Below are 19942 nucleotides of genomic sequence, written 5' to 3'. Positions count from 1 at the left end.
GTCAATCTCCTTTCTTCGCGGAGTAGTCGCGTGTACGTGGCGGAATCAAAGAAACATCGACTTCTTCATAATGGAAGATCGGTGCGGATTGTCCATCGAATTTCGCCATCGTTGTTTTCAAGAAGTTCTCATCATCACGATTCGGGAAGTCCGGTTTGAAGTGGGCTCCACGACTTTCGTTTCGGTTTAATGCACCAAGAGTGATGACTCGAGCCAAGTATAACATGTTTTTCAACTGACGCGTAAATGTCGCGCCTTGGTTGGACCATAGCTGTGTATCGGTGATATTAATGTTTTCATATCGTTCAAGGAGCTCAACGATCTTATCATCCGTCGCTTGAAGTTTGTCATTATGTCGAACTACCGTTACGTTATCCGTCATCCATTCACCAAGCTCTTTATGAAGGACATAAGCGTTTTCAGTTCCGTTCATTTTGAGTGTGTCATCCCATTTTTGTTGTTCTTCTTTCACGGCTTCGTCAAAAATTGTTGAAGGCAAATCAACTACAGAACGTTTTAGGTGCTTCATGTAATTAATAGCATTCGGACCCGCGACCATACCCCCGTAAATTGCTGAAAGGAGTGAGTTTGCACCAAGACGGTTTGCACCATGCTGCGAATAATCGCATTCTCCTGCTGCGAAGAGACCGGGAATGCTTGTCTGCTGATCATAATCGACCCATAGTCCGCCCATTGAATAGTGGACAGCCGGGAATATCTTCATCGGCAGTTTACGTGGATCTTCACCAGTGAATTTCTCATAGATTTCAATAATTCCACCCAGCTTAATATCGAGCTCTTTTGGATCCTTATGAGAAAGATCCAAATACACCATGTTTTCGCCGTTAATCCCAAGTTTTTGATTAACACAAACGTCAAAAATTTCACGGGTTGCAATATCTCGAGGTACCAGGTTACCGTAATCCGGATATTTTTCTTCAAGGAAGTACCAAGGTTTCCCGTCTTTATAAGTCCAGATACGACCGCCTTCACCACGTGCAGACTCACTCATAAGTCGGAGTTTGTCGTCTCCAGGAATCGCTGTCGGGTGAATTTGAATGAACTCACCATTTGCATAATATGCTCCTTGCTGATAAACGATGGAAGCAGCAGAACCTGTATTAATGACAGAGTTTGTCGTTTTCCCAAAAATGATACCGGGACCACCTGTCGCCATAATCACTGCATCGCCTTTAAATGCTTTGATTTCCATCGTTTTCATGTTTTGTGCTTTGATACCGCGGCATACGCCTTCTTCGTCAAGCACAACACCCAAAAATTCCCAGTGTTCATATTTTTGAACAAGTCCATCAACTTCAAAACGTCGAACTTGCTCATCAAGTGCATATAGAAGCTGTTGCCCTGTTGTCGCTCCTGCAAATGCCGTACGATGGTGCATTGTACCTCCGAAGCGTCGGAAATCCAAAAGTCCTTCCGGTGTCCGATTGAACATTACGCCCATACGGTCCAGCAAACTAATGATTCCTGGCGCTGCAGCCGTCATGGCTTGTACAGGTGGCTGATTCGCAAGGAAGTCTCCGCCATATACAGAGTCATCGAAGTGGATTTCAGTCGAGTCTCCTTCACCTTTCGTATTCACCGCACCGTTAATGCCGCCTTGAGCACATACAGAGTGGGAACGTTTAACCGGAACGATTGAGAACAAGTCAACCGGCGTACCTTTTTCAGCCGCTTTGATAGTTGCCATTAGGCCGGCAAGTCCGCCGCCTACGACAATCAAACTGCTTTTTGCCATTATTGTTTCACTCCTCAAATTATAGGTGATCTCGTGTTTCAATAAAGCGAAACCCCAATCAGCGGGGAAGGTTTATATCCCCCATTGATTGTCAATTAAGCCATTCGGACTTTTGGGGCAGTTAATCCCCCACTTACTTATCTTCTTATTTCACGAAGACATGTAGAAGAGTCTAACTGCCCGGTAGTTAATGCGGGATAAATCGATTTGTTAATTAAACAAAAGCAAGTAGTGCTTGTACACCAATTACAGAAAGAACTAGGAATGCTACAATCGTGATATACGAAACGATAGTTTGCGAACGAGGAGACTGTGTGATTCCCCAACTTACTAGGAATGACCAAAGCCCATTCGCCAAGTGGAACGTTGCTGCGATTACACCTGCAATGTAGAAAGCAAGCATGAACGGGTTCGCCAGAATGTCAGCCATCATATCGAAGTCAACGTCAGTACCCAGAGCTTTCTGGATTCTTGTTTGGTAGATATGCCACGCAATGAACACAACCAAGAATACTCCTGTTATTCGTTGCAGCATGAACATCCAGTTACGGAAAGTTCCGTAACGCTGTACGTTATTTTTCGCTGTGAAAGCTACGTACACACCGTAGAACGCATGGAACATAAGTGGGATGTAGATAATGAACCATTCTAAAAACAGTACGAATGGTAAGTTCCCCATGAAATTGGATGCAGTGTTGAATGCCTCTGGGCCGCGTGTTGCAAAATGGTTAATCACTAAGTGCTGGACAAGAAAAAGCCCCACTGGAATGATTCCAAGCAGTGAATGAAGACGGCGCAAATAAAAATCTGATTCTCTCGACAAGTCTTTTACCCTCCCTTATTAACTGAGTCCGTCAGACAACTTCTGTCATCATTTCGACATGAAGCGACCGTTGACGACGTACCTCATCGTGGTACAATATTATGACATAACCATTGTACTCCTCTGTTTTGAAGAGGTCAAGACGATATAGGCTTTTCAGCACGCCCAAATATATTATACTTTTATTACCGAACTTTTAATTACGCCATCATTTAACCGAAAGGGTTGTATATTCGATTGGAAAATACTACATACGATTCGCCGACCCGATTCGGCTATGAAATTTTACGAGATCATGTGTTGCCAAGTATTCTCGGCAACCATGAAGACGAAATCCTCTATTGGGCAGGAAAAGAAGTGGCTAGGAAATTCCCGATTTTCGGAGTTGATGAACTTCCTGAATTCTTCAAGGAAGCCGGTTGGGGTATTCTCACTTTCGTGAAAACCACAAAAGAGGAAACCTTCTATACATTGGATCGCGAAGACGGAACGAATGTCCAAAACAGATCCTGTCGACTCGAAGCGGGATTCATCGCAGAACAGTATCAGAAAGTGAATGGTTTCCTTACTGAATGTTACGGAGAATTGAATGTAAAGGACAGTCTAGTCTATTTTCAAGTGAAATGGGATTTGAAAGCTAAAACTGGAGTATGAAAAGAAGCTGTACCCATTCAGGTACAGCTTCTTTTCATATAAATCATTTCATTCAATCTGCGTCCAATCCGAATTGTTTGTGAAGCGCAGCTACTGCTATTTCAATGTCCGATTCAGGAATAACGACAGAAACCTTAATTTCAGATGTACTGACCATTTTAACTGGAACTGATGCGCCACGAAGTATCTCAAACATTTGTGCAGCGACTCCTGGATTGGAGACCATTCCACTCCCGACAATGGATACTTTCGCAAGGCCGACTTCAAAATCTGCCCTACTGTAACCAAGGGCTTCTTTTTCTATTTCTAAAATATTTATTGCCTCTGCGAAATCCTCTTTCTTAATAGAAAATGAAACAGATGGCTGTACACCTTCCATGATTGTCTGAACAATAATATCAACGTTTACATGGTGATTCGCGAGTGCAGTGAATATATTCGCAAGCGAACCATTGTATGGAACTTCATACATAACTGTAATCCGGACGATATCTCTTTCAAATGCAATACCTCGGACAATTAGATTGTTTTCCAAATTGATTTCCTCCTTGATAACCGTTCCTTCACCATCCATATGTGCCGGTCTGACCCGCATTGGCATATGATGATTTTTCGCGAACTCGACCGCTCTCGGATGAAGTACACCTGCACCAAGATTTGCGATTTCAAGCATTTCATCATACGATATTTCCTCGAGCTTCTTCGCCTGTCCAATTAATCTCGGATCGGTCGTAAACACCCCTTCGACGTCTGTGTAAATATCACACACAGCGGCATCGAGAGCAATAGCGATTGCGACGGCACTCGTATCAGATCCACCGCGGCCGAGTGTTGTCAACTCACCGTAGTTATCGATGCCCTGAAAGCCAGTAATAACCGCAACAGCACCCGATTCAATCGTCGACATGATTTTGTCTGCGTTTACTTGCTCGATTCGCGCATTGCCGTGAATTGCTTCTGTTGTTACGCCCGCTTGCCAGCCTGTATAGGAATGTGCTTCCAATCCTTGCGCTCCAATCGCCATCGCGAGAAGGGATGCAGTTACTTGCTCCCCCGTGGATAACAGCATATCAAGTTCGCGACGGGCAGCTTTCGGATTAATTTCTTCAGCAAGTCTAAGTAAATCGTCCGTTGTTTTCCCCATTGCAGAGACGATGACCGCCACTTGATTCCCTTGATTGACTTCAGCCAAGACTAGTTTTGCAGCTCGGGCTATCCTTTCGGGATTCGCTACTGATGTCCCGCCAAATTTCATTACGATTCGTTCCATAGTCATTTCCTCCATTTCCCCCTGAACGCAAAAACGGCCCCCAAAATGAGAGCCGGTCCGATTGGAGCAATTATTGAAAAGATACTCCGTTCAGATAGCTCTCCAGGTATTTTTATACCTGACAAACTTCCATTTATTCAATGGAAATCCAGCAGAACAATCGCGACAGCCGATTCAACTACTTCGGCGAATATCCCTTTCAATCCCCTTCATCAGGCTGCCGCCTTCCGAGGATGTACTATTAGTATTCGCGCCTCTATCTTCACTACATATGAAATTATAAGGAACAAAAGCACAAACGCCTGTTCAGAGGCAACAAGCACAAGATGGATAAAGGAAAGCAGTCTAAGTTCTCGACTTCATGTCCCAACAATGAGAGATGAAATTCAATCACTCCCCGCTGGACCGACTTTCAAGGAACCCACAACCTTTGGATATCCGAGCCTCCAGGCGCTGGTTTCTATACGTGAATTCTCTATGATATACATTACCTACAGGAAGAGATTTCATAATTTCTTATGCAGTGAAAAAATTCAGTGCATTCACTCTACCACATTACTTTTCTTCCCGCAATGCTTCCTCGCGGAAATACGTCTCAACTGATTCAGCAACAGCAGCAGGCAATCCCGCATCCTGTAACTGTTCAATAGAGGCTTCACGAATCTTTTTCACTGATTCAAAATGCTTCAGCAACATCGTTTTTCTTTTCGGCCCAACGCCAGGTAATCCATCCAGTGCTGACGTCAATGAATTGGATTCACGCCTTTTTCTGTGGAACGTAATTGCAAAGCGGTGAACTTCGTCTTGAATTCGCTGTAGTAAGTAAAAAGCCTCACTCGTTCTTTTCAGTGGAATCAGTTCAATCGGATTGCCGTAGAGGAGCTGCGCCGTCTGGTGTTTATCATCTTTTGCAAGTCCAGCAATCGGAATGGATAGGTTTAGCTCGTCTTCAATGATTTCCCTGGCCGCCTCCATATGCCCTTTACCGCCATCTATTACAATGAGATCAGGCAATGGAAGGTCATCTCTCAATACTCGGATATAACGTCGTCGTACGACCTCACGCATCGCAGCGTAGTCGTCATGTGCTGCCGCCGTCTTTGTCTTATATTTCCTGTAATCTTTACGATTAGGTTTCCCATCGACGAAAGATACCATCGCAGAGACAGCATCCGCCCCGTACGTGTGAGAGTTATCGAATGCTTCAATACGAAATGGTACAGTAATATTCATCGCCTCACCAAGTTCTTCACATGCACCAATTGTACGAAGCTCTTGTCGTTCAATCAACTGGAATTTTTCTTTTAATGATATCTCTGCATTTTTAATCGCAAGTAGGACGAGATCTTTCTTCTTGCCTCGCTGTGGAATAAAGACATTCACATTAAGAAGCCGACTGATGATTTCACTATCGATTCCTTGTGGCAACAAAATTTCTTTCGGAATAAGATGTTGGGACTTTTCATAAAATCGTCCGATAAATGTCAACAATTCTTCTTCTGGTTCTTGATATAGCGGAAAAAGGGAGACATCCCGTTCGATCAGTTTTCCTTGGCGAACGAAAAAAACTTGGACACACATCCAGCCATTATCTACCGCAAATCCGAAAATATCACGGTCAGTGAAATCATTCATCGTCATTGCCTGTTTCTCCATAACTGCTTCAATATTAGTAATCTGATCTCGGTACTCTTTTGCCCGCTCAAATTCCAGATTTTCTGCTGCTGCAGACATTTTCTCCGTCAATTCTTTTTTAACTGTTTTATAACCGCCGTTTAGAAAACGGCTAATATCATCAACCATTTCCTTATATCTATCCACACTTACCTCATTGACACAAGGAGCTAGGCATTGACCAAGATGATAATAAAGACAGACTCGGTCCGGCATCGTCAGACATTTTCGGTAAGGGTAAAGTCGATCCAGTAACTTTTTCGTTTCACTCGCTGCGAACGCGTGCGGATAAGGACCGAAATACTTCCCTTTATCCTTTTTCACCTGTCTAGTAATAATCAGCTTCGGATGACGCTCTGCCGTTAACTTTAAATAGGGATAAGTCTTGTCATCTTTTAGCATGATATTATATTTCGGGTCGTACTGTTTGATAAGATTCAGCTCAAGGACTAAGGCTTCGAGATTGGACGACGTAACAATATACTCAAAATCCATGATTTCCCCGACAAGCCGCTGTGTTTTTGCATCATGGCTACCTGTAAAATAACTACGCACCCGATTTTTCAACACTTTCGCTTTACCAACATAGATGATTGTCCCTTGTCTGTCTTTCATCAAATAACAGCCTGGCAATTCTGGTAATATGGCCAACTTCTCTGCAATTAGTTCATTCATATCATTCACCTACCCAAAAAACCGGGCGCCAATGAAGGGACCCGGTTATTCTATAAAATACGCCAAGATTTGATAGGGTATTTAACTCAAATTGACTCCCATCAAAATCTATGGCATCCGCCGAAGGCTTAACTTAATTCGGCAGGGGATTGAAGTTCTGCTTGAATTAAGGTACTAATTAAGCGTGTTTTGCAATCAATTCAGCAAGTGCTTCTTTCGGTTTGAAACCGACAACTTTGTCAACAATCTCTCCGTCTTTGAAAAGGACAAGTGTAGGGATTGACATGATACCGTATTTACCAGCTGTCTCCTGGTTGTCATCAACGTCAACTTTTACAATGTTTGCTTTACCTTCAATTTCGCCGTCAAGTTCTTCAAGAACTGGAGCGATCATTTTACAAGGTCCACACCAAGGTGCCCAAAAGTCAACAAGGACAAGTCCTTCTTTAATATTTTCATCAAAGTTCTGATCGGTTGCGTGAATAATAGCCATAATGAAATTTCCTCCTCTTAATAAATAAACTATGTCTGTATTATAGCATGCACCTATATGGCGGGCTAAATATATGCTTTGAAAAGCGGAAGCACCTGTTTAGACCCGACTTCCACAGACTATAAATAAACAAAAGCTCCCCGCTGTTGTAAGGGAGCTTCAATTTTAATCAGTTTGTCTTAATCTTTTTAATTTCTTCAATCATCATCGGAATAACCTCGAACAGGTCGCCAACAATTCCATAATCCGCTACTTTAAAAATATTCGCTTCCGAATCTTTATTGATGGCAACGATTACTTTCGAATTGGACATTCCCGCCATATGCTGGATTGCACCTGAAATACCTGCAGCAATGTACAAGTCTGGTGTAACAACTTTACCAGTTTGTCCAATTTGCAGAGAATAGTCACAGTAATCCGCGTCACATGCTCCGCGAGACGCACCAATTGCTCCACCTAAAAGTGTCGCAAGTTCTTGCAATGGTTCGAATCCTTCCGCACTTTTCACACCGCGGCCCCCTGCAACAACAACTTTCGCTTCTGAAAGATCAACACCATCTGTCGATTTACGAATAACTTCAGAAATGATTGTACGAAGATTTGTCACATCAACAGATAGGGCAGCTACGTCGCCTGTCCGGCCTGCGTCGTGCTCTAAAGGTGCAATGTTATTCGGACGTACTGTAATGAAAAGAAGACCATCTTTGTTCTTCACTTTTTCGAATGCTTTACCAGAGAAGATTGGACGGATGAATACTGCAGCATCGCCTTCGCCTTCAATAGCCGTTACATCAGAGATTAGCCCTGATGCTAGTTTACTAGCAATCTTAGGTGACAGATCTTTTCCTAAAGCTGTGTGACCGAATACAACAGCTTCCGGTTTTTCCTGCTCGTAAACCGCCATGAACGCTTGGCTGAATGCATCAGAAGTATATAATTTCAAATGTGGATGCTCCACAGTGACGACACGATCCGCGCCGTAATGGATCATTTCTTCCGCAAGTGACTGAACAGCATCGCCAAGTAATACACCGACGACCTCTCCGCCTCCGGAAATCTTTTTAGCAGCTGCAATCGCTTCGAATGAAACGTTACGCAATGCCCCTTCTCGTGCTTCCCCAAGTACTACTACTTTTTTAGACATCTATAGTCCCTCCATTACAATTAAAAGTCTGATTATATTAGATTAGATTACTTTAGCTTCATTTTTAAGCAGATTTACCAGTTCATTCACTTGATCAGAAATATCGCCTTCAAGAATACGTCCAGCAGCTTTTTGTGGCGGAAGATAGATTTCGATTGTTTGCGTTTTTGCTTCTACGTCATCTTCTTCAAGATCCAGATCATCAAGCTCAAGCTCTTCAAGCGGCTTTTTCTTTGCTTTCATGATCCCCGGAAGTGATGGGTAGCGAGGTTCGTTAAGACCTTGCTGTGCTGTCACTAGCAGTGGTAATGACGTTTCGATTGTTTCAGAATCTCCTTCAACATCACGAATGATTTTGACGGAAGCCCCAGAAATCTCAAGGTTTGTAATTGTTGTCACATAGTTAATGCCAAGAAGTTCAGCTACACGTGGTCCTACTTGTCCTGAACCGCCATCAATAGCAACGTTTCCTGCAAGAATCAGATCAACTTCTTTATCTTTCAAATACTCAGCGATGATTTTTGCAGATGTAAATTCATCCATCTCATCAAGGTCATCTTCAGTATTAATAAGAACTGCTTTATCAGCACCCATTGCAAGCGCAGTACGAAGTTGTTTTTCTGCGTCTTCCCCACCGATTGTAATGACAGTCACTTCACCATCATTCGCGTCGCGTACCTGGATAGCCTCTTCAATTGCATATTCGTCATAAGGATTGATGATGAACTCTGCACCATCCTCAGAGATTTTACCATTTGAAACCGTGATTTTTTCTTCTGTATCAAATGTCCGTTTTACTAGTACATAAATATTCATATTGCAGACCTCCTCAACTTATTGGTTATTTTCCTTTAAATACGGGCAAACGCTTTTCAAGGAATGCTTGGATTCCTTCTTTTGCATCTTCAGAGACGAAAACTTCGCCGAACGAATCAGCTTCTGCTTTCACACCTTCATAATAGGAAGGATGCTTCGTAAATTGCAGCATCTCTAGTGCAGCTTTCACTGCGACAGGACTTTTCTTGGCGATTTTTTTAGCGAGCTCCATTGTTTTTGGCAGAAGTTCGTCGTCTGTGCAGACTTGATTGGCAAGTCCCAGACGAGCTGCCTCTACTCCACTGATCGGGTCACTTGTTAATAACATCTCCGCCGCTTTCGGCATGCCAACATAGCGCGGCAGACGTTGCGAACCTGCAAATCCAGGGATTAGACCTAATTGCAATTCGGGCAATCCAAGTTTCGCATTTTCTGTTACGATACGCATGTGACAGGCCATTGCCAGTTCAAGCCCTCCGCCTAGTGCCGCGCCATGGATGGCAGCAATAACTGGTTTAGAGAAACGTTCAAGCCGTTCGAAAACTTCTTGTCCGCTTGCCGAAAGTTTTGAAAACTCTTCGCCTGATGTTACAGATGTGAATTCTTTAATATCTGCTCCAGCTGAGAAGAATTTGCCTTCCCCATGAAAAACGATGACCCGTACTGAATCGTCCCCCTCTACTTGGTCAAGCAGTGCGTCCACTTCGAGTATAAGTGCTCGTGAAAGCGCATTCGCGGGTGGCCTGTTGATTGTCGCAACAGCTACGCCATCGTCAATTGCTACTGTTAGAAACTCCATTTCATCCCCACTTTCCATCAATTACGCCTCAGCTTAATTGCGTCCAAATTTTTAATTGCGCTTGCGCAATTAAACCCCTTCAAAATTTGTAACATCCGCCGGAAGCTGCTTAACTTGATTCAAATTAAGCTTTCATTCCATTCATAATCAGCCTATGTACTTCAGGTGATAGTTTCATTAAATCATATTTTTGATCATTCATCACCCATGAAGTGATTGTTTCGTCAATTGTTCCAAATACCATCTGTCGTGCTAGTCGGACATCCAAGCTTTCATCGAGTGTCCCATTATCGATTCCCTCTTTCAAAATCGCGTCAAGAAGCACTAAATATTCCTTTAACACATCGTTAATTCGCAGACGTAACTCTTTATTCGATTGCCTAAGTTCAAGCTGGGTGACTATTGCAAGGTGGCGATCTGCATGGAGCACACGGAAATGATTATCGATCATTTTGAATAACTTTTCGGATGTACCTATATCCTGTTTCAATATGACTTCGACATTCGTTATTAGAATCGCCATCTTTTCTCTAAAAACAGATATTAGGATGTCTTCTTTATTTTTAAAATAAAGATAAATTGTCCCGTCAGCAACGCCCGCTTCTTTCGCTATCTTAGAAACTTGCGCTTGATGGTATCCATTCTCAGCGATGACAATTACCGCTGCGTCCACTATTTGCTTATATTTGGGTTTATCCCGTTTCATTATTAATCACCACCAAAAAAGAAAATATGAATGATGGTTCATTCATATTTTCATATTAGTTGTTAATGGCCGTTATGTCAAGCATTACATTATAGTGGAAGTAATTCCTTTTCGTGTTTCTTTTTTTCTTCATCAACAAGCGCACGTCTTAAAATTTTTCCGACGGCAGTCTTCGGCAGTTCTGTACGGAATTCATAAAGGCGCGGAACTTTAAATGATGCCAAATTCTCCCTACAATACGTATTGAGCTCTTCCTCTGTTACAGTTGCGCCTTGCTTCAAGACAATATAAGCTTTCACAGTTTCACCTCTGTATGGATCCGGGATACCTGCAACGACACATTCCTGTATCGCATCGTGTTCATAAAGAACCTCTTCAATCTCCCGCGGATAAATATTGAAACCGCTTGCAATGATTATATCTTTTTTGCGATCAACAACATAGAAATAACCCTTGTCATCCATATATCCAAGGTCCCCTGTCAAGAACCAGCCGTCGCGAAACGTTTGTTGAGTATCTTCCGGCCTGTTCCAATAGCCCTTCATTACTTGAGGACCTTTCACCGCAATTTCACCAACTTCTCCATTCGCCAGTGGTTCTGATGAGTCAGGACCGAGTATGCAAGAATCAGTATCCGGCCATGGAACACCGATTGATCCTTTAGCGCGTTTTTCTGCCCATACAAAATTCGAATGAGTAACAGGAGACGTTTCTGTAAGTCCATATCCTTCAACCAGTTTGCCGCCGGTAACTTGCTCGAATTTCTCCTGCACTTCGAGCGGCAATGCAGCGGAACCGCTAATACATGCTTTTATTGAAGAAAGATCATATTTTTGAAGATCAGGATGATTTAATAGTCCGATGTAAATTGTCGGCGCCCCTGGAAATAATGTCGGCTTTTGTTTATCAATTGTTTTCAAAGCCGTTTCAAAATCAAATTTTGGCACAAGTACCATCTTGTTACCTTGCATGACAGATAGGATCAGTATAGTTGTCATTCCATATACATGGAAGAATGGCAGAATACCCATAACAGTTTCTTCGCCTTCTTTACACTCATACAACCATTCGCCACACATCTTAACATTAGAAATCAGATTAGCATGCGTCAACATGACCCCTTTCGGAGGACCTGTTGTACCGCCCGTATATTGAAGCAATGCAATATCTTCCTCGTAATTAAATTCATAACTGATTGGATCCGGGTTGCCGACTTTCATTATTTCAGTAAATAAATGATTCATCCCGCGATGCTCAACTTTTACTTTAATTCCAGTTTCTTTTTTCTGGATGAACGGATAAATGAGATTCTTAGGAAATGGCAAGTAGTCTTTTATGCCTGTAATTATGACATGTTCCAGTTGCGTTTCTGCAACGATCTTTGAAATTCTCGGAAACAAGATATCAAGTGATATAATTGCTTTCGCTCCGGAATCCACCATTTGGTATGATACTTCACGTTCGGTATAGAGAGGATTCGTTTGAACGACGATTGCCCCGGCATACAAGATACCATAGTAAGCAATAGCGCTTTGCGGACAGTTTGGAAGCATAATTGCGACCCGATCCCCTTTGACGATTCCAATAGTTTTCAAATAGTTTGCGAATTTCAAAGACGATTCATGAAATTCTTTAAACAAAATGTCTTTCCCAAGGAAATGCATAGCGGTCTTGTCTGGATATTTCGCACTGGACCTAGTCAGAAATTCCTGTATCGGAATTTTTTCATAGTCAAGCGTCTTGGAAATTTCGGCAGGATACAAATCCAACCACGGTTTCGTTGTCATAAAAAGCCCCCCTCTTTCTCCTGGTCAATACTTTGAATATTCCTAATTTTAATTATAGAGGTAAATGATGAAGGTTTCAAATAGAAATTAAAATGACCGCTAGAAAAGTGCAAGCGCCTGTCGCCTCTGAGCGACTAGCACCTTAAGTAGAGATATTGGTTCGATTTAAAAAACGTATGCTTTATCATCTTTTTTAAAAAACCTTAATCAGTATGAACTGATTAAGGTGTATTTGAGGACATCCAATAAATTCCTACAACAATAAATAGGACACAGACAACGAGTAATACTTTTGCTAATTTCTCCATAACTTCACGGCTCCTATGAAATACTTGCTCCTATAACGAATGATAGTCCCACTGATATCGTCAAAGAGATAAAGCCGACGGAACGATTATCTGCTTCAATTTCTTTATCAATATTAAACTTTGGTGTTAGGAACTCAAACAATAAATAAGCTAATATAAGCAGGGTAAATCCGAACAATCCCCATCCAATCATCTGCGGCAATGAATTATGCTGTTCGATCGAATAGCGGAAAATGTTTGCAACACCGAAAATCTTTCCGCCTGTCGCAAGGGATACAGCAACATTTCCTTTTCGGATTTCTTCCCAATTGTTATATTTCGTAACGAGCTCAAAAAGCACCATCGAAACAATTAGGCATAGAACGACTACACTGAAGTAGCCTGCAGTTTCTACTAAGGGATGACTCCAAAATCCGGTTTTCGTCATAGTTTTCGGCTCCTTTTACGTTCAGTCATTCCTTCCTATACGGATAAGCACGTAAAAGGTTTCAAGAACAGTAATATATTTCTCTTCATTGCATGAACCTTGAAAAAAGGCTTCTGCTGTCAGCAGTATTATTTTAGTTCGACAACTGTGACACCATGTCCGCCTTCACTCGCTTCGCCGAAACGGTATGTTTTTACGCGGCTATGATTTTTCAAAAATTGTTGGATACCTTGCCTTAACGCACCTGTTCCTTTTCCATGAATAATTGACACTTGGTGATAGTTCGATAGGAGCGCATCGTCCAAATACTTTTCCGTTCGGAAGATTGCATCTTCATAACGCTCTCCCCGCAGATCGAGTTCCAATTTCACTGTTGAATCTCTTCCTTTTACAGAAGAGGATATATACGGTTGTTTTTCTTTTTCAGGTTTAACATATTCCAGTCCCGACTGGTCGAGTTTCATTTTCAAAATACCGATTTGAACAATCCATTCGTTGTCCGAGACTTTATCAATAAGTGTTCCTTTTTGACCGTAACTGAGTACTTTCACTTCGTCACCTGTTTGAAGGGCTCTTGGTGCCGCCTTTGCTTTAACTGCCTTCTTTTTCGCTTCTGCAGGTGCCGCGCCTTCAAGGCGTTTCCGTGCTTCAATCAATTCATGTTCTTTTACGTTTGCACCAACATTTAGACGCATTGCACGTAAGTCTGAAATGACCGCTTCGGATTCACGCTTCGCATCTTCAATAACTTTTTTTGCCTTCTCTTTTGCTTTTTCTTCCATGCGTTCTTTCATGGTATCGAACTCTGTGAGTTTTTCTTCCAGTTCACGTTTCAAGCGTTCCGTTTCAAGTAAGATATCATGTGTTTCTTCCGCATCTTTTTCTGATTGGACACGGCTTGTTTCCAGTGAAAGAATCATTGAATCTACTTCACCGCGATCAGTGCCCGTGAACTTTTTCGCTCGATTAATGACCCGGTCTTGCAATCCTAACCGTTTTGAAATTTCGAACGCATTACTGCGTCCGGGAACGCCTATCAACAAGCGGTAAGTCGGACTTAGCGTGTCAACATCAAATTCAACGCTAGCATTGGCAACACCTGGACGGTTATAGCCGTATGCCTTCAACTCTGGATAATGGGTTGTCGCCATTACTCTCGCCCCATGGCCGTGCACTTCATCCAGAATCGAGATGGCAAGAGCAGCACCTTCCTGCGGATCCGTACCTGAACCGAGCTCATCGAATATAATAAGGGATCGGTCATCGTATTTTTTTAATATATCGACGATGTTCACCATATGGGAGGAGAATGTACTAAGACTTTGCTCAATCGATTGCTCGTCCCCAATATCAGCATAAATCGACTCGAATACGGCAACTTCAGAGCCATCGAGTGCGGGAATCGGCAAGCCTGCCTGCGCCATCAATGTGCATAGTCCAACCGTTTTCAATGTCACAGTTTTTCCGCCAGTATTCGGTCCCGTAATGACGATTGTTGTGATGTCATTACCGAATTCAATTGTATTTGCAACTGCTTCTTCAATCGGAAGCAACGGGTGTCGTGCTTTCGCTAAACGTATATAGCCTTTATTATTCACTTCTGGTTTCGTACATTTTTGTGCGATCCCAAATTTAGCTTTAGCGAGAATGACATCGATTTCAGATAATATGGCCACAAGTGTGAACAAATCATGTGCAACTTCCTGTACTTTCGCAGATAGTTCAATAAGAATCTTTTCAATTTCTTCCTGTTCCTGCAACTTCAATCTTCTGATTTCATTATTAGCCTGTACAACTGCATCTGGCTCAATGAACAACGTCTGGCCTGACGATGACATGTCGTGGATAACACCACGATAATGCGAGCGATACTCTGACTTTACAGGGATAACATAACGGTCGTTCCGAATTGTGACAATCGCGTCAGATAGCATTTTCGCTGCGTTTTTGCCACGCGTATAACTTTCCAGCTTCTCACGCACACGTCCTTCTTGGATCCGTAAACCCTGCCGGATTGTACGCAGCGATCCAGATGCACTGTCAACCACATGTCCATTGTCATCGATACATGCATTAATTTCATGTTCTAAGCCTGTCAAAATCGGAATAGCATCTTTTTTCGTAATAAAATGGGGTATTTCAATGTCTTCATCCGCTATAATCGCTTCAATAAATTGACGAAGATTTCGGCTAGCACGGATTGTGTTAGCCGTTTCCATTAATTCATAAGCACTTAGCATGCCACCCATTTGTGCACGTTTAGCATGGGGTCTGATATCGCTGATTCCGCCCATTGGCACATTGCCACGGACACGAAGTATTGACAACCCTTCATCTGTTTCCTCAAGTAATTTTACAACTTCATCAAAATCGCTGACGGGAACTAATTTCTCCATATAAGAACGACCGGCAAATGATGTGCAGTGAACTGCAACCATATCTCGGATTTTATCGAACTCAAGTGTTTTTAAGACACGGTTTTCCAATGTCTTACACTTCCTCTCACTTCCGCACAATAGCACGGATAAATTTATCGAGCGGCCACGTATTAACGACCGTCTCTTTTTTCAGCCAAGCTTTTTTACCATAGTTTACACCAGTAGTCATATAATTTAGTTGATCGATCGCATGTGCATCTGTATTGATAGCGATATTTACTCCAGCTTCTTGTGCCATAATCAGATGATCTGTCGCAAGGTCAAGTCGGTATGGACTTGCATTCAACTCAAGTATTTTACCATATTCTTTCGCCCACTGAATGAGTTGAGGTACATCAGGGTTGTATCCTTCCCGTTGACCAATGATGCGGCCAGTCGGGTGCGCAATCATATCAACGTGTGGATTTTTCATGGCCGTATGAAGCCGTTCCATAATCACTTCCTGTGATTGACTGAAATTCGAATGAATGGACGCGATAACAAAATCCAGTTCACTGAGCAATTCATCATCAAAATCGAGTGACGCGTCTGGAAGGATGTCCATTTCTGTGCCGCAAAAAATCTCGATGTCATCATATTCTTTATTCAACATACGAATTTCTGCAATTTGTTCACGTAAGCGTTCCGGTGTGAGACCGTTTGCAACTTTCAAGTATTGTGTATGATCTGTGATGACCATATAGGAATAACCTTTAGCACGGCATGCCTCAACCATTTCCCGGATTGAGTACGCCCCGTCCGACCACGTCGTATGCATATGAAGGTCTGAACGAATGTCCTCTTCTGCCACTAACCCGGCAAGTTCATCGACCCGATCGATTTCACTGCCATTTCTGCGGACCGCAGGGGGGATGAACGGTAAACCGAAGTAAGCGAAGAACTGTTCTTCTGAATCAAACGTCTTGACAGAACCGTCCTCATTCTCCACTCCGTATTCACTTATTTTCAGCCCTTTAGATTTTGCAAGCTGGCGCATCCGAACATTATGATCTTTCGAACCCGTGAAATGGTGAATAGCACTGGCGAATTGTTCTGCCTTCACGAAGCGAAAATCAGCGTCAATTGCCTCTTCCAAGTCAAGCGTTACAGATAGTTTTGAATCTCCTGCCGCAATCGTCGCGACAAGCGGTAATGTTGCAAGCAGCTTTTCACGTACAATTGCGGGCTCGTCCGTCACAATGATGAAATCGACATCACTGCTTTCTTCTTCCGTCCTACGGTAACTTCCCGCCACAGAAAAACGGGTAATTTCCGGAATCAAATGGAGCTCCTGCTCAACAAAAGTAACGACTTTCTCCATTTGCCAAATTGGAAATTTCCCTTGTCGTGTTCCTAAGATTTCAATTTCACTCAGTATATTTTCTTCAGTCTTCTTGCCAAAACCGGCAACCTTACTCACTTCTCCTGCAGCGCATGCCGCATGGAGTGATTCGACCGAATCAATGCCGAGCGATTCATGAAGTTTGGCGATTTTCTTACCGCCAAGCCCCGGTATTTTCAGTAAAGGGACAAGCCCTTTTGGCACAGCCTCTTCCATTTCTATCAGAAGATCAGACTCCCCTTTTTCTAGCAAGTCGGTAATGACAGCACCCGTCCCTTTACCAATTCCTTTCAGCGATAAAATATCGTCCATTTCGGTTAAACTGCGTGGATCTAATTCAAGCACATTGGCAGCTTTTCTAAATGCAGACACTTTGAAATGATTTTCTCCGAGCAATTCCATATATAAAGCGATTTTTTCAAATGTACGAATGATTGTTTTTTTATTCAATAAAAGCCCTCCTGTTCTGGAATACTGAAACGGCCCATATCCCTCACCGCCCCAGCTTGACAGTTCTAGAAAAAAGCCTCCCTCCAAAAAGGGGGAAGCTGTCAGTTTGTATAGATGTACCACCATTTTTTCACAGTTTCAGACAATAGTGGTGTATGTTCAAACATCGACTTGGCAAGCAAAGAACTGCTTATTCTGTCTTGGATAAAATCTATCGGCAGCATGGCAAGCAGATAGAGTACCAAAAACATGAGGATATAGAACTCTATGAATCCGAACACAGCTCCTGTAAAACGAGCAACAAAACCGAGAACCGGTAAATACTTCAAAAAGTCAAACATTGACGCTATTAACTGTAGGCCGAATTTGACAACGAGGAAAATTAAGACAAATGCCAGTAATCGATAAAAAGTCTCGTCAAGATCAAGCTTATCGACCGTTGTGGATAATTTTGAACCAGCAGTAACACCTGGATAAGGAATCCAAAGAACAAATTTTTCCGCAAGTTGCTTGTAGTACGAGTAAGCAACAACGAGTGCGATGATAAATCCTGTCATATGTATAATTTGAACAATGAGTCCTCGTCTGAATCCTGTTACGAGTCCCCCGAAAAGGAGGAAAATAATTAATAAATCAAGCATGTAATACCGTCAACCCTTCAGCTTATTCAATTCTTCTTCCATTTGTTCAACTTGTGTTTTTAATTTAAGATAATCATGTACACTATTAACAGCGGTAAGCACAGCGATTTTTGTACTGTCGAGATAAGGGTTATGGGCACTGATCTCCCTCATCCTTTCATCGACCATCGAGGCGACCAGCCGCATATGAGTGCTTGTTTCGGTACCGACCATTTTATAGGTCTGTCCGTATATGTCAACTGCTATGCGCGTCTTCTGTTCGTCTGCCAATGACCTTACCTCCCACATAAAAACTCTGTTATCAATCATACCACGAAATGGTTTTAGTTGTGAATTAAGTCGACGAAAGGAAGTTAAAAATTGAGTAATCAAGTTATTATTGTAAACAGTGAAGATATGAAAAAAGTGATGAATCACTATGCGTCATCTAAAGTCGTACGCAATGCCCCAGGAGTCGTTTTTGCCGCAAAGCTACCAGATACATCAATCACAGCCTACAAGTCTGGGAAGGTGCTGTTTCAAGGCTCAGGATCTGAACGGGAAGCTACGCGCTGGGGTATTGCGGAAGTTAAAGCGGGCTCAGCCGCCGTGAAAACAAAAGGTGATTTGTTGCCTGAACGGTTAGCACAACTGTCCGTTCTTGGTTCGGATGAAACTGGAACCGGTGATTTCTTCGGGCCCGTAACTGTTGCAGCTTGTTTCGTCCGTGCCGATCAAGTCGAACTGGTTCGCGAACTCGGCGTAAAAGATTCTAAAATGCTGACCGATGATCTCATGCGGAAAATCGCCCCTGATTTGCAGGAAGCGCTTATTTATAGCGTTTTGACGCTTGACAATGCAAAATACAATGACGTGCAAGCGAGCGGTTGGTCGCAAGGGAAGATTAAAGCACTTCTTCATAATCAGGCACTTAAACATGTACTGCGGAAAATGGACGGCGAGAAACCCGATTATATTTTGATTGACCAATTTGCGGAACGCGGCATTTATTATAATCATATTAAGACGGAACCTGAAATAGTGCGTGAGAATGTGTTGTTTTCAACAAAAGCGGAAGGACTTCATATGTCAGTTGCAGCTGCGTCAATCATTGCACGTGTTGCATTTTTAGAAGAAATGGACCGGCTGAGTGGTATTGCAGGAATTACACTTCCAAAAGGCGCGGGCCCGCGAGTGGATGAGGTGGCCGCCAAGATTTTATTAAAAAACGGTGAAGATACTTTGAAATCGCTGACGAAGTGGCATTTTGCGAATGCAGGGAAAGCTAAGAATCTCGCGGCCAGGAAAAGGGGTTGATTTCGTCTTCAGGCTTTTCCGAACTATCCCTCGAAACTCAGACACTTTGAAAAAGGATCTGACATTCGGGGGTTCAATTTAATTATCGTGGTTTTGTATTTATTCGGGATAAAGAAATGGATAGTAAACTAGTCCAAAAACGGTCCCTTCACAGTATCCCCCTGTTAATCACTAGGGACTTTGCCATTTGTAGTGTACACATATAACTCGAGTAGTTAAGCATGGTCTTTTTATTTAAATATCCCTGCAACCAGTCTCGTATGTCTGCTTAACATCTCGAAATAGTTGATTTAAATATTGGCTGATTTAATCGTGAGTTGTTTAAAGTATAAAAAACCTCGAAAGGCATTTAGCCAATCAAGGTTATAAAAATCATTTTAACTAGTTAATCATTCATTTGTTCTTTATGGAATCCTTTATAATTCAACTCTCATTAGCTGTTGCTATCTCTTTCTTTTATCAGT

General features: G+C 42.5%; 18 protein-coding genes and 1 riboswitch. Of the genes, 2 read left to right on the top strand and 16 right to left on the bottom strand.

The window, feature by feature from the left end; genetic code table 11:
* Position 1: 1 nt before the first annotated feature.
* From sdhA to MKZ11_RS12815, 3 genes are all read right to left on the bottom strand, one after another.
* Complete coding sequence (gene sdhA, locus MKZ11_RS12825; RefSeq protein WP_340794811.1) at positions 2–1756, bottom strand: succinate dehydrogenase flavoprotein subunit; 1755 nt, start codon at positions 1754–1756, stop codon at positions 2–4.
* 214 nt (positions 1757–1970) lie between these two features.
* Complete coding sequence (locus tag MKZ11_RS12820) at positions 1971–2579, bottom strand: succinate dehydrogenase cytochrome b558 subunit (protein ID WP_340794810.1); 609 nt, start codon at positions 2577–2579, stop codon at positions 1971–1973.
* A gap of 31 nt (positions 2580–2610) precedes the next feature.
* On the bottom strand, positions 2611–2742 hold the full coding sequence (locus MKZ11_RS12815) for a hypothetical protein (RefSeq protein ID WP_340794809.1): 132 nt from the start codon (positions 2740–2742) through the stop codon (positions 2611–2613).
* A gap of 74 nt (positions 2743–2816) precedes the next feature.
* Between MKZ11_RS12815 and MKZ11_RS12810 the strand changes: the two genes are divergently transcribed.
* Entirely contained in the window at positions 2817–3233 is a 417-nt protein-coding gene (locus tag MKZ11_RS12810; RefSeq protein WP_340794808.1) for a DUF2507 domain-containing protein, read from the top strand.
* Between the two features lie 52 nt (positions 3234–3285).
* On the opposite strand, the gene MKZ11_RS12805 is transcribed toward MKZ11_RS12810, so the two are convergent.
* The 13 genes from MKZ11_RS12805 to zapA all read right to left on the bottom strand — a co-directional run bounded on the left by MKZ11_RS12805 (position 3286) and on the right by zapA (position 18470).
* Positions 3286–4503 carry an aspartate kinase gene (locus MKZ11_RS12805; RefSeq protein WP_340794807.1) on the bottom strand — a complete coding sequence of 406 codons (1218 nt, stop codon included), beginning with the start codon at positions 4501–4503 and terminating at the stop codon, positions 3286–3288.
* 87 nt (positions 4504–4590) lie between these two features.
* Positions 4591–4770: riboswitch (Lysine riboswitch) on the bottom strand.
* A 288-nt stretch (positions 4771–5058) separates the two neighbouring features.
* A complete protein-coding gene (gene uvrC, locus MKZ11_RS12800; RefSeq protein ID WP_340794806.1) occupies positions 5059–6852 on the bottom strand; it encodes an excinuclease ABC subunit UvrC in 1794 nt (597 codons plus the stop codon).
* Positions 6853–7030: 178 nt separating this feature from the next.
* Entirely contained in the window at positions 7031–7345 is a 315-nt protein-coding gene (trxA, locus tag MKZ11_RS12795; RefSeq protein WP_186670203.1) for a thioredoxin, read from the bottom strand.
* Between the two features lie 169 nt (positions 7346–7514).
* Positions 7515–8489 (bottom strand): electron transfer flavoprotein subunit alpha/FixB family protein, encoded by a 975-nt coding sequence (locus MKZ11_RS12790; RefSeq protein ID WP_340794805.1) that lies wholly within the window; start codon positions 8487–8489, stop codon positions 7515–7517.
* A gap of 42 nt (positions 8490–8531) precedes the next feature.
* Positions 8532–9305 carry an electron transfer flavoprotein subunit beta/FixA family protein gene (locus MKZ11_RS12785; protein ID WP_340794804.1) on the bottom strand — a complete coding sequence of 258 codons (774 nt, stop codon included), beginning with the start codon at positions 9303–9305 and terminating at the stop codon, positions 8532–8534.
* Between the two features lie 25 nt (positions 9306–9330).
* Positions 9331–10104 carry an enoyl-CoA hydratase gene (locus tag MKZ11_RS12780; RefSeq protein WP_340794803.1) on the bottom strand — a complete coding sequence of 258 codons (774 nt, stop codon included), beginning with the start codon at positions 10102–10104 and terminating at the stop codon, positions 9331–9333.
* Positions 10105–10228: 124 nt separating this feature from the next.
* Positions 10229–10810: a TetR/AcrR family transcriptional regulator gene (locus tag MKZ11_RS12775; protein ID WP_340794802.1), complete on the bottom strand. Its 582-nt coding sequence runs from the start codon at positions 10808–10810 to the stop codon at positions 10229–10231.
* 89 nt (positions 10811–10899) lie between these two features.
* Complete coding sequence (locus tag MKZ11_RS12770) at positions 10900–12597, bottom strand: AMP-binding protein (protein ID WP_340794801.1); 1698 nt, start codon at positions 12595–12597, stop codon at positions 10900–10902.
* Positions 12598–12918: 321 nt separating this feature from the next.
* Positions 12919–13332 (bottom strand): DUF350 domain-containing protein, encoded by a 414-nt coding sequence (locus tag MKZ11_RS12765; protein ID WP_340794800.1) that lies wholly within the window; start codon positions 13330–13332, stop codon positions 12919–12921.
* A gap of 128 nt (positions 13333–13460) precedes the next feature.
* On the bottom strand, positions 13461–15770 hold the full coding sequence (locus MKZ11_RS12760) for an endonuclease MutS2 (protein ID WP_445327048.1): 2310 nt from the start codon (positions 15768–15770) through the stop codon (positions 13461–13463).
* 64 nt (positions 15771–15834) lie between these two features.
* Entirely contained in the window at positions 15835–17541 is a 1707-nt protein-coding gene (polX, locus tag MKZ11_RS12755) for a DNA polymerase/3'-5' exonuclease PolX (RefSeq protein ID WP_340794798.1), read from the bottom strand.
* A gap of 101 nt (positions 17542–17642) precedes the next feature.
* Complete coding sequence (locus MKZ11_RS12750; protein ID WP_340794797.1) at positions 17643–18182, bottom strand: CvpA family protein; 540 nt, start codon at positions 18180–18182, stop codon at positions 17643–17645.
* 9 nt (positions 18183–18191) lie between these two features.
* Positions 18192–18470, bottom strand: coding sequence for a cell division protein ZapA (gene zapA / locus MKZ11_RS12745; protein WP_445327047.1), 279 nt, complete (start codon positions 18468–18470; stop codon positions 18192–18194).
* 72 nt (positions 18471–18542) lie between these two features.
* Between zapA and rnhC the strand changes: the two genes are divergently transcribed.
* Positions 18543–19478, top strand: a complete 936-nt coding sequence (gene rnhC / locus MKZ11_RS12740) for a ribonuclease HIII (RefSeq protein ID WP_340794795.1) — start codon at positions 18543–18545, stop codon at positions 19476–19478.
* Positions 19479–19942: the final 464 nt, after the last annotated feature.

Source organism: Sporosarcina sp. FSL K6-1508 (assembly GCF_038007465.1).
Classification (GTDB): domain Bacteria; phylum Bacillota; class Bacilli; order Bacillales_A; family Planococcaceae; genus Sporosarcina; species Sporosarcina psychrophila_B.
This window is presented reverse-complemented; position numbering and strand designations above follow the sequence as displayed.

Coding starts and splice junctions, on each gene's coding strand:
- MKZ11_RS12780 (WP_340794803.1), bottom strand. CDS start 10,104: ATGGAGTTTCTAACAGTAGCAATTGACGATGGCGTAGCTGTTGCGACA.
- sdhA (WP_340794811.1), bottom strand. CDS start 1,756: ATGGCAAAAAGCAGTTTGATTGTCGTAGGCGGCGGACTTGCCGGCCTA.
- trxA (WP_186670203.1), bottom strand. CDS start 7,345: ATGGCTATTATTCACGCAACCGATCAGAACTTTGATGAAAATATTAAA.
- MKZ11_RS12805 (WP_340794807.1), bottom strand. CDS start 4,503: ATGGAACGAATCGTAATGAAATTTGGCGGGACATCAGTAGCGAATCCC.
- MKZ11_RS12785 (WP_340794804.1), bottom strand. CDS start 9,305: ATGAATATTTATGTACTAGTAAAACGGACATTTGATACAGAAGAAAAA.
- MKZ11_RS12770 (WP_340794801.1), bottom strand. CDS start 12,597: ATGACAACGAAACCGTGGTTGGATTTGTATCCTGCCGAAATTTCCAAG.
- MKZ11_RS12765 (WP_340794800.1), bottom strand. CDS start 13,332: ATGACGAAAACCGGATTTTGGAGTCATCCCTTAGTAGAAACTGCAGGC.
- zapA (WP_445327047.1), bottom strand. CDS start 18,470: ATGTGGGAGGTAAGGTCATTGGCAGACGAACAGAAGACGCGCATAGCA.
- MKZ11_RS12790 (WP_340794805.1), bottom strand. CDS start 8,489: ATGTCTAAAAAAGTAGTAGTACTTGGGGAAGCACGAGAAGGGGCATTG.
- uvrC (WP_340794806.1), bottom strand. CDS start 6,852: ATGAATGAACTAATTGCAGAGAAGTTGGCCATATTACCAGAATTGCCA.
- MKZ11_RS12775 (WP_340794802.1), bottom strand. CDS start 10,810: ATGAAACGGGATAAACCCAAATATAAGCAAATAGTGGACGCAGCGGTA.
- MKZ11_RS12750 (WP_340794797.1), bottom strand. CDS start 18,182: ATGCTTGATTTATTAATTATTTTCCTCCTTTTCGGGGGACTCGTAACA.
- MKZ11_RS12760 (WP_445327048.1), bottom strand. CDS start 15,770: ATGGTTGCAGTTCACTGCACATCATTTGCCGGTCGTTCTTATATGGAG.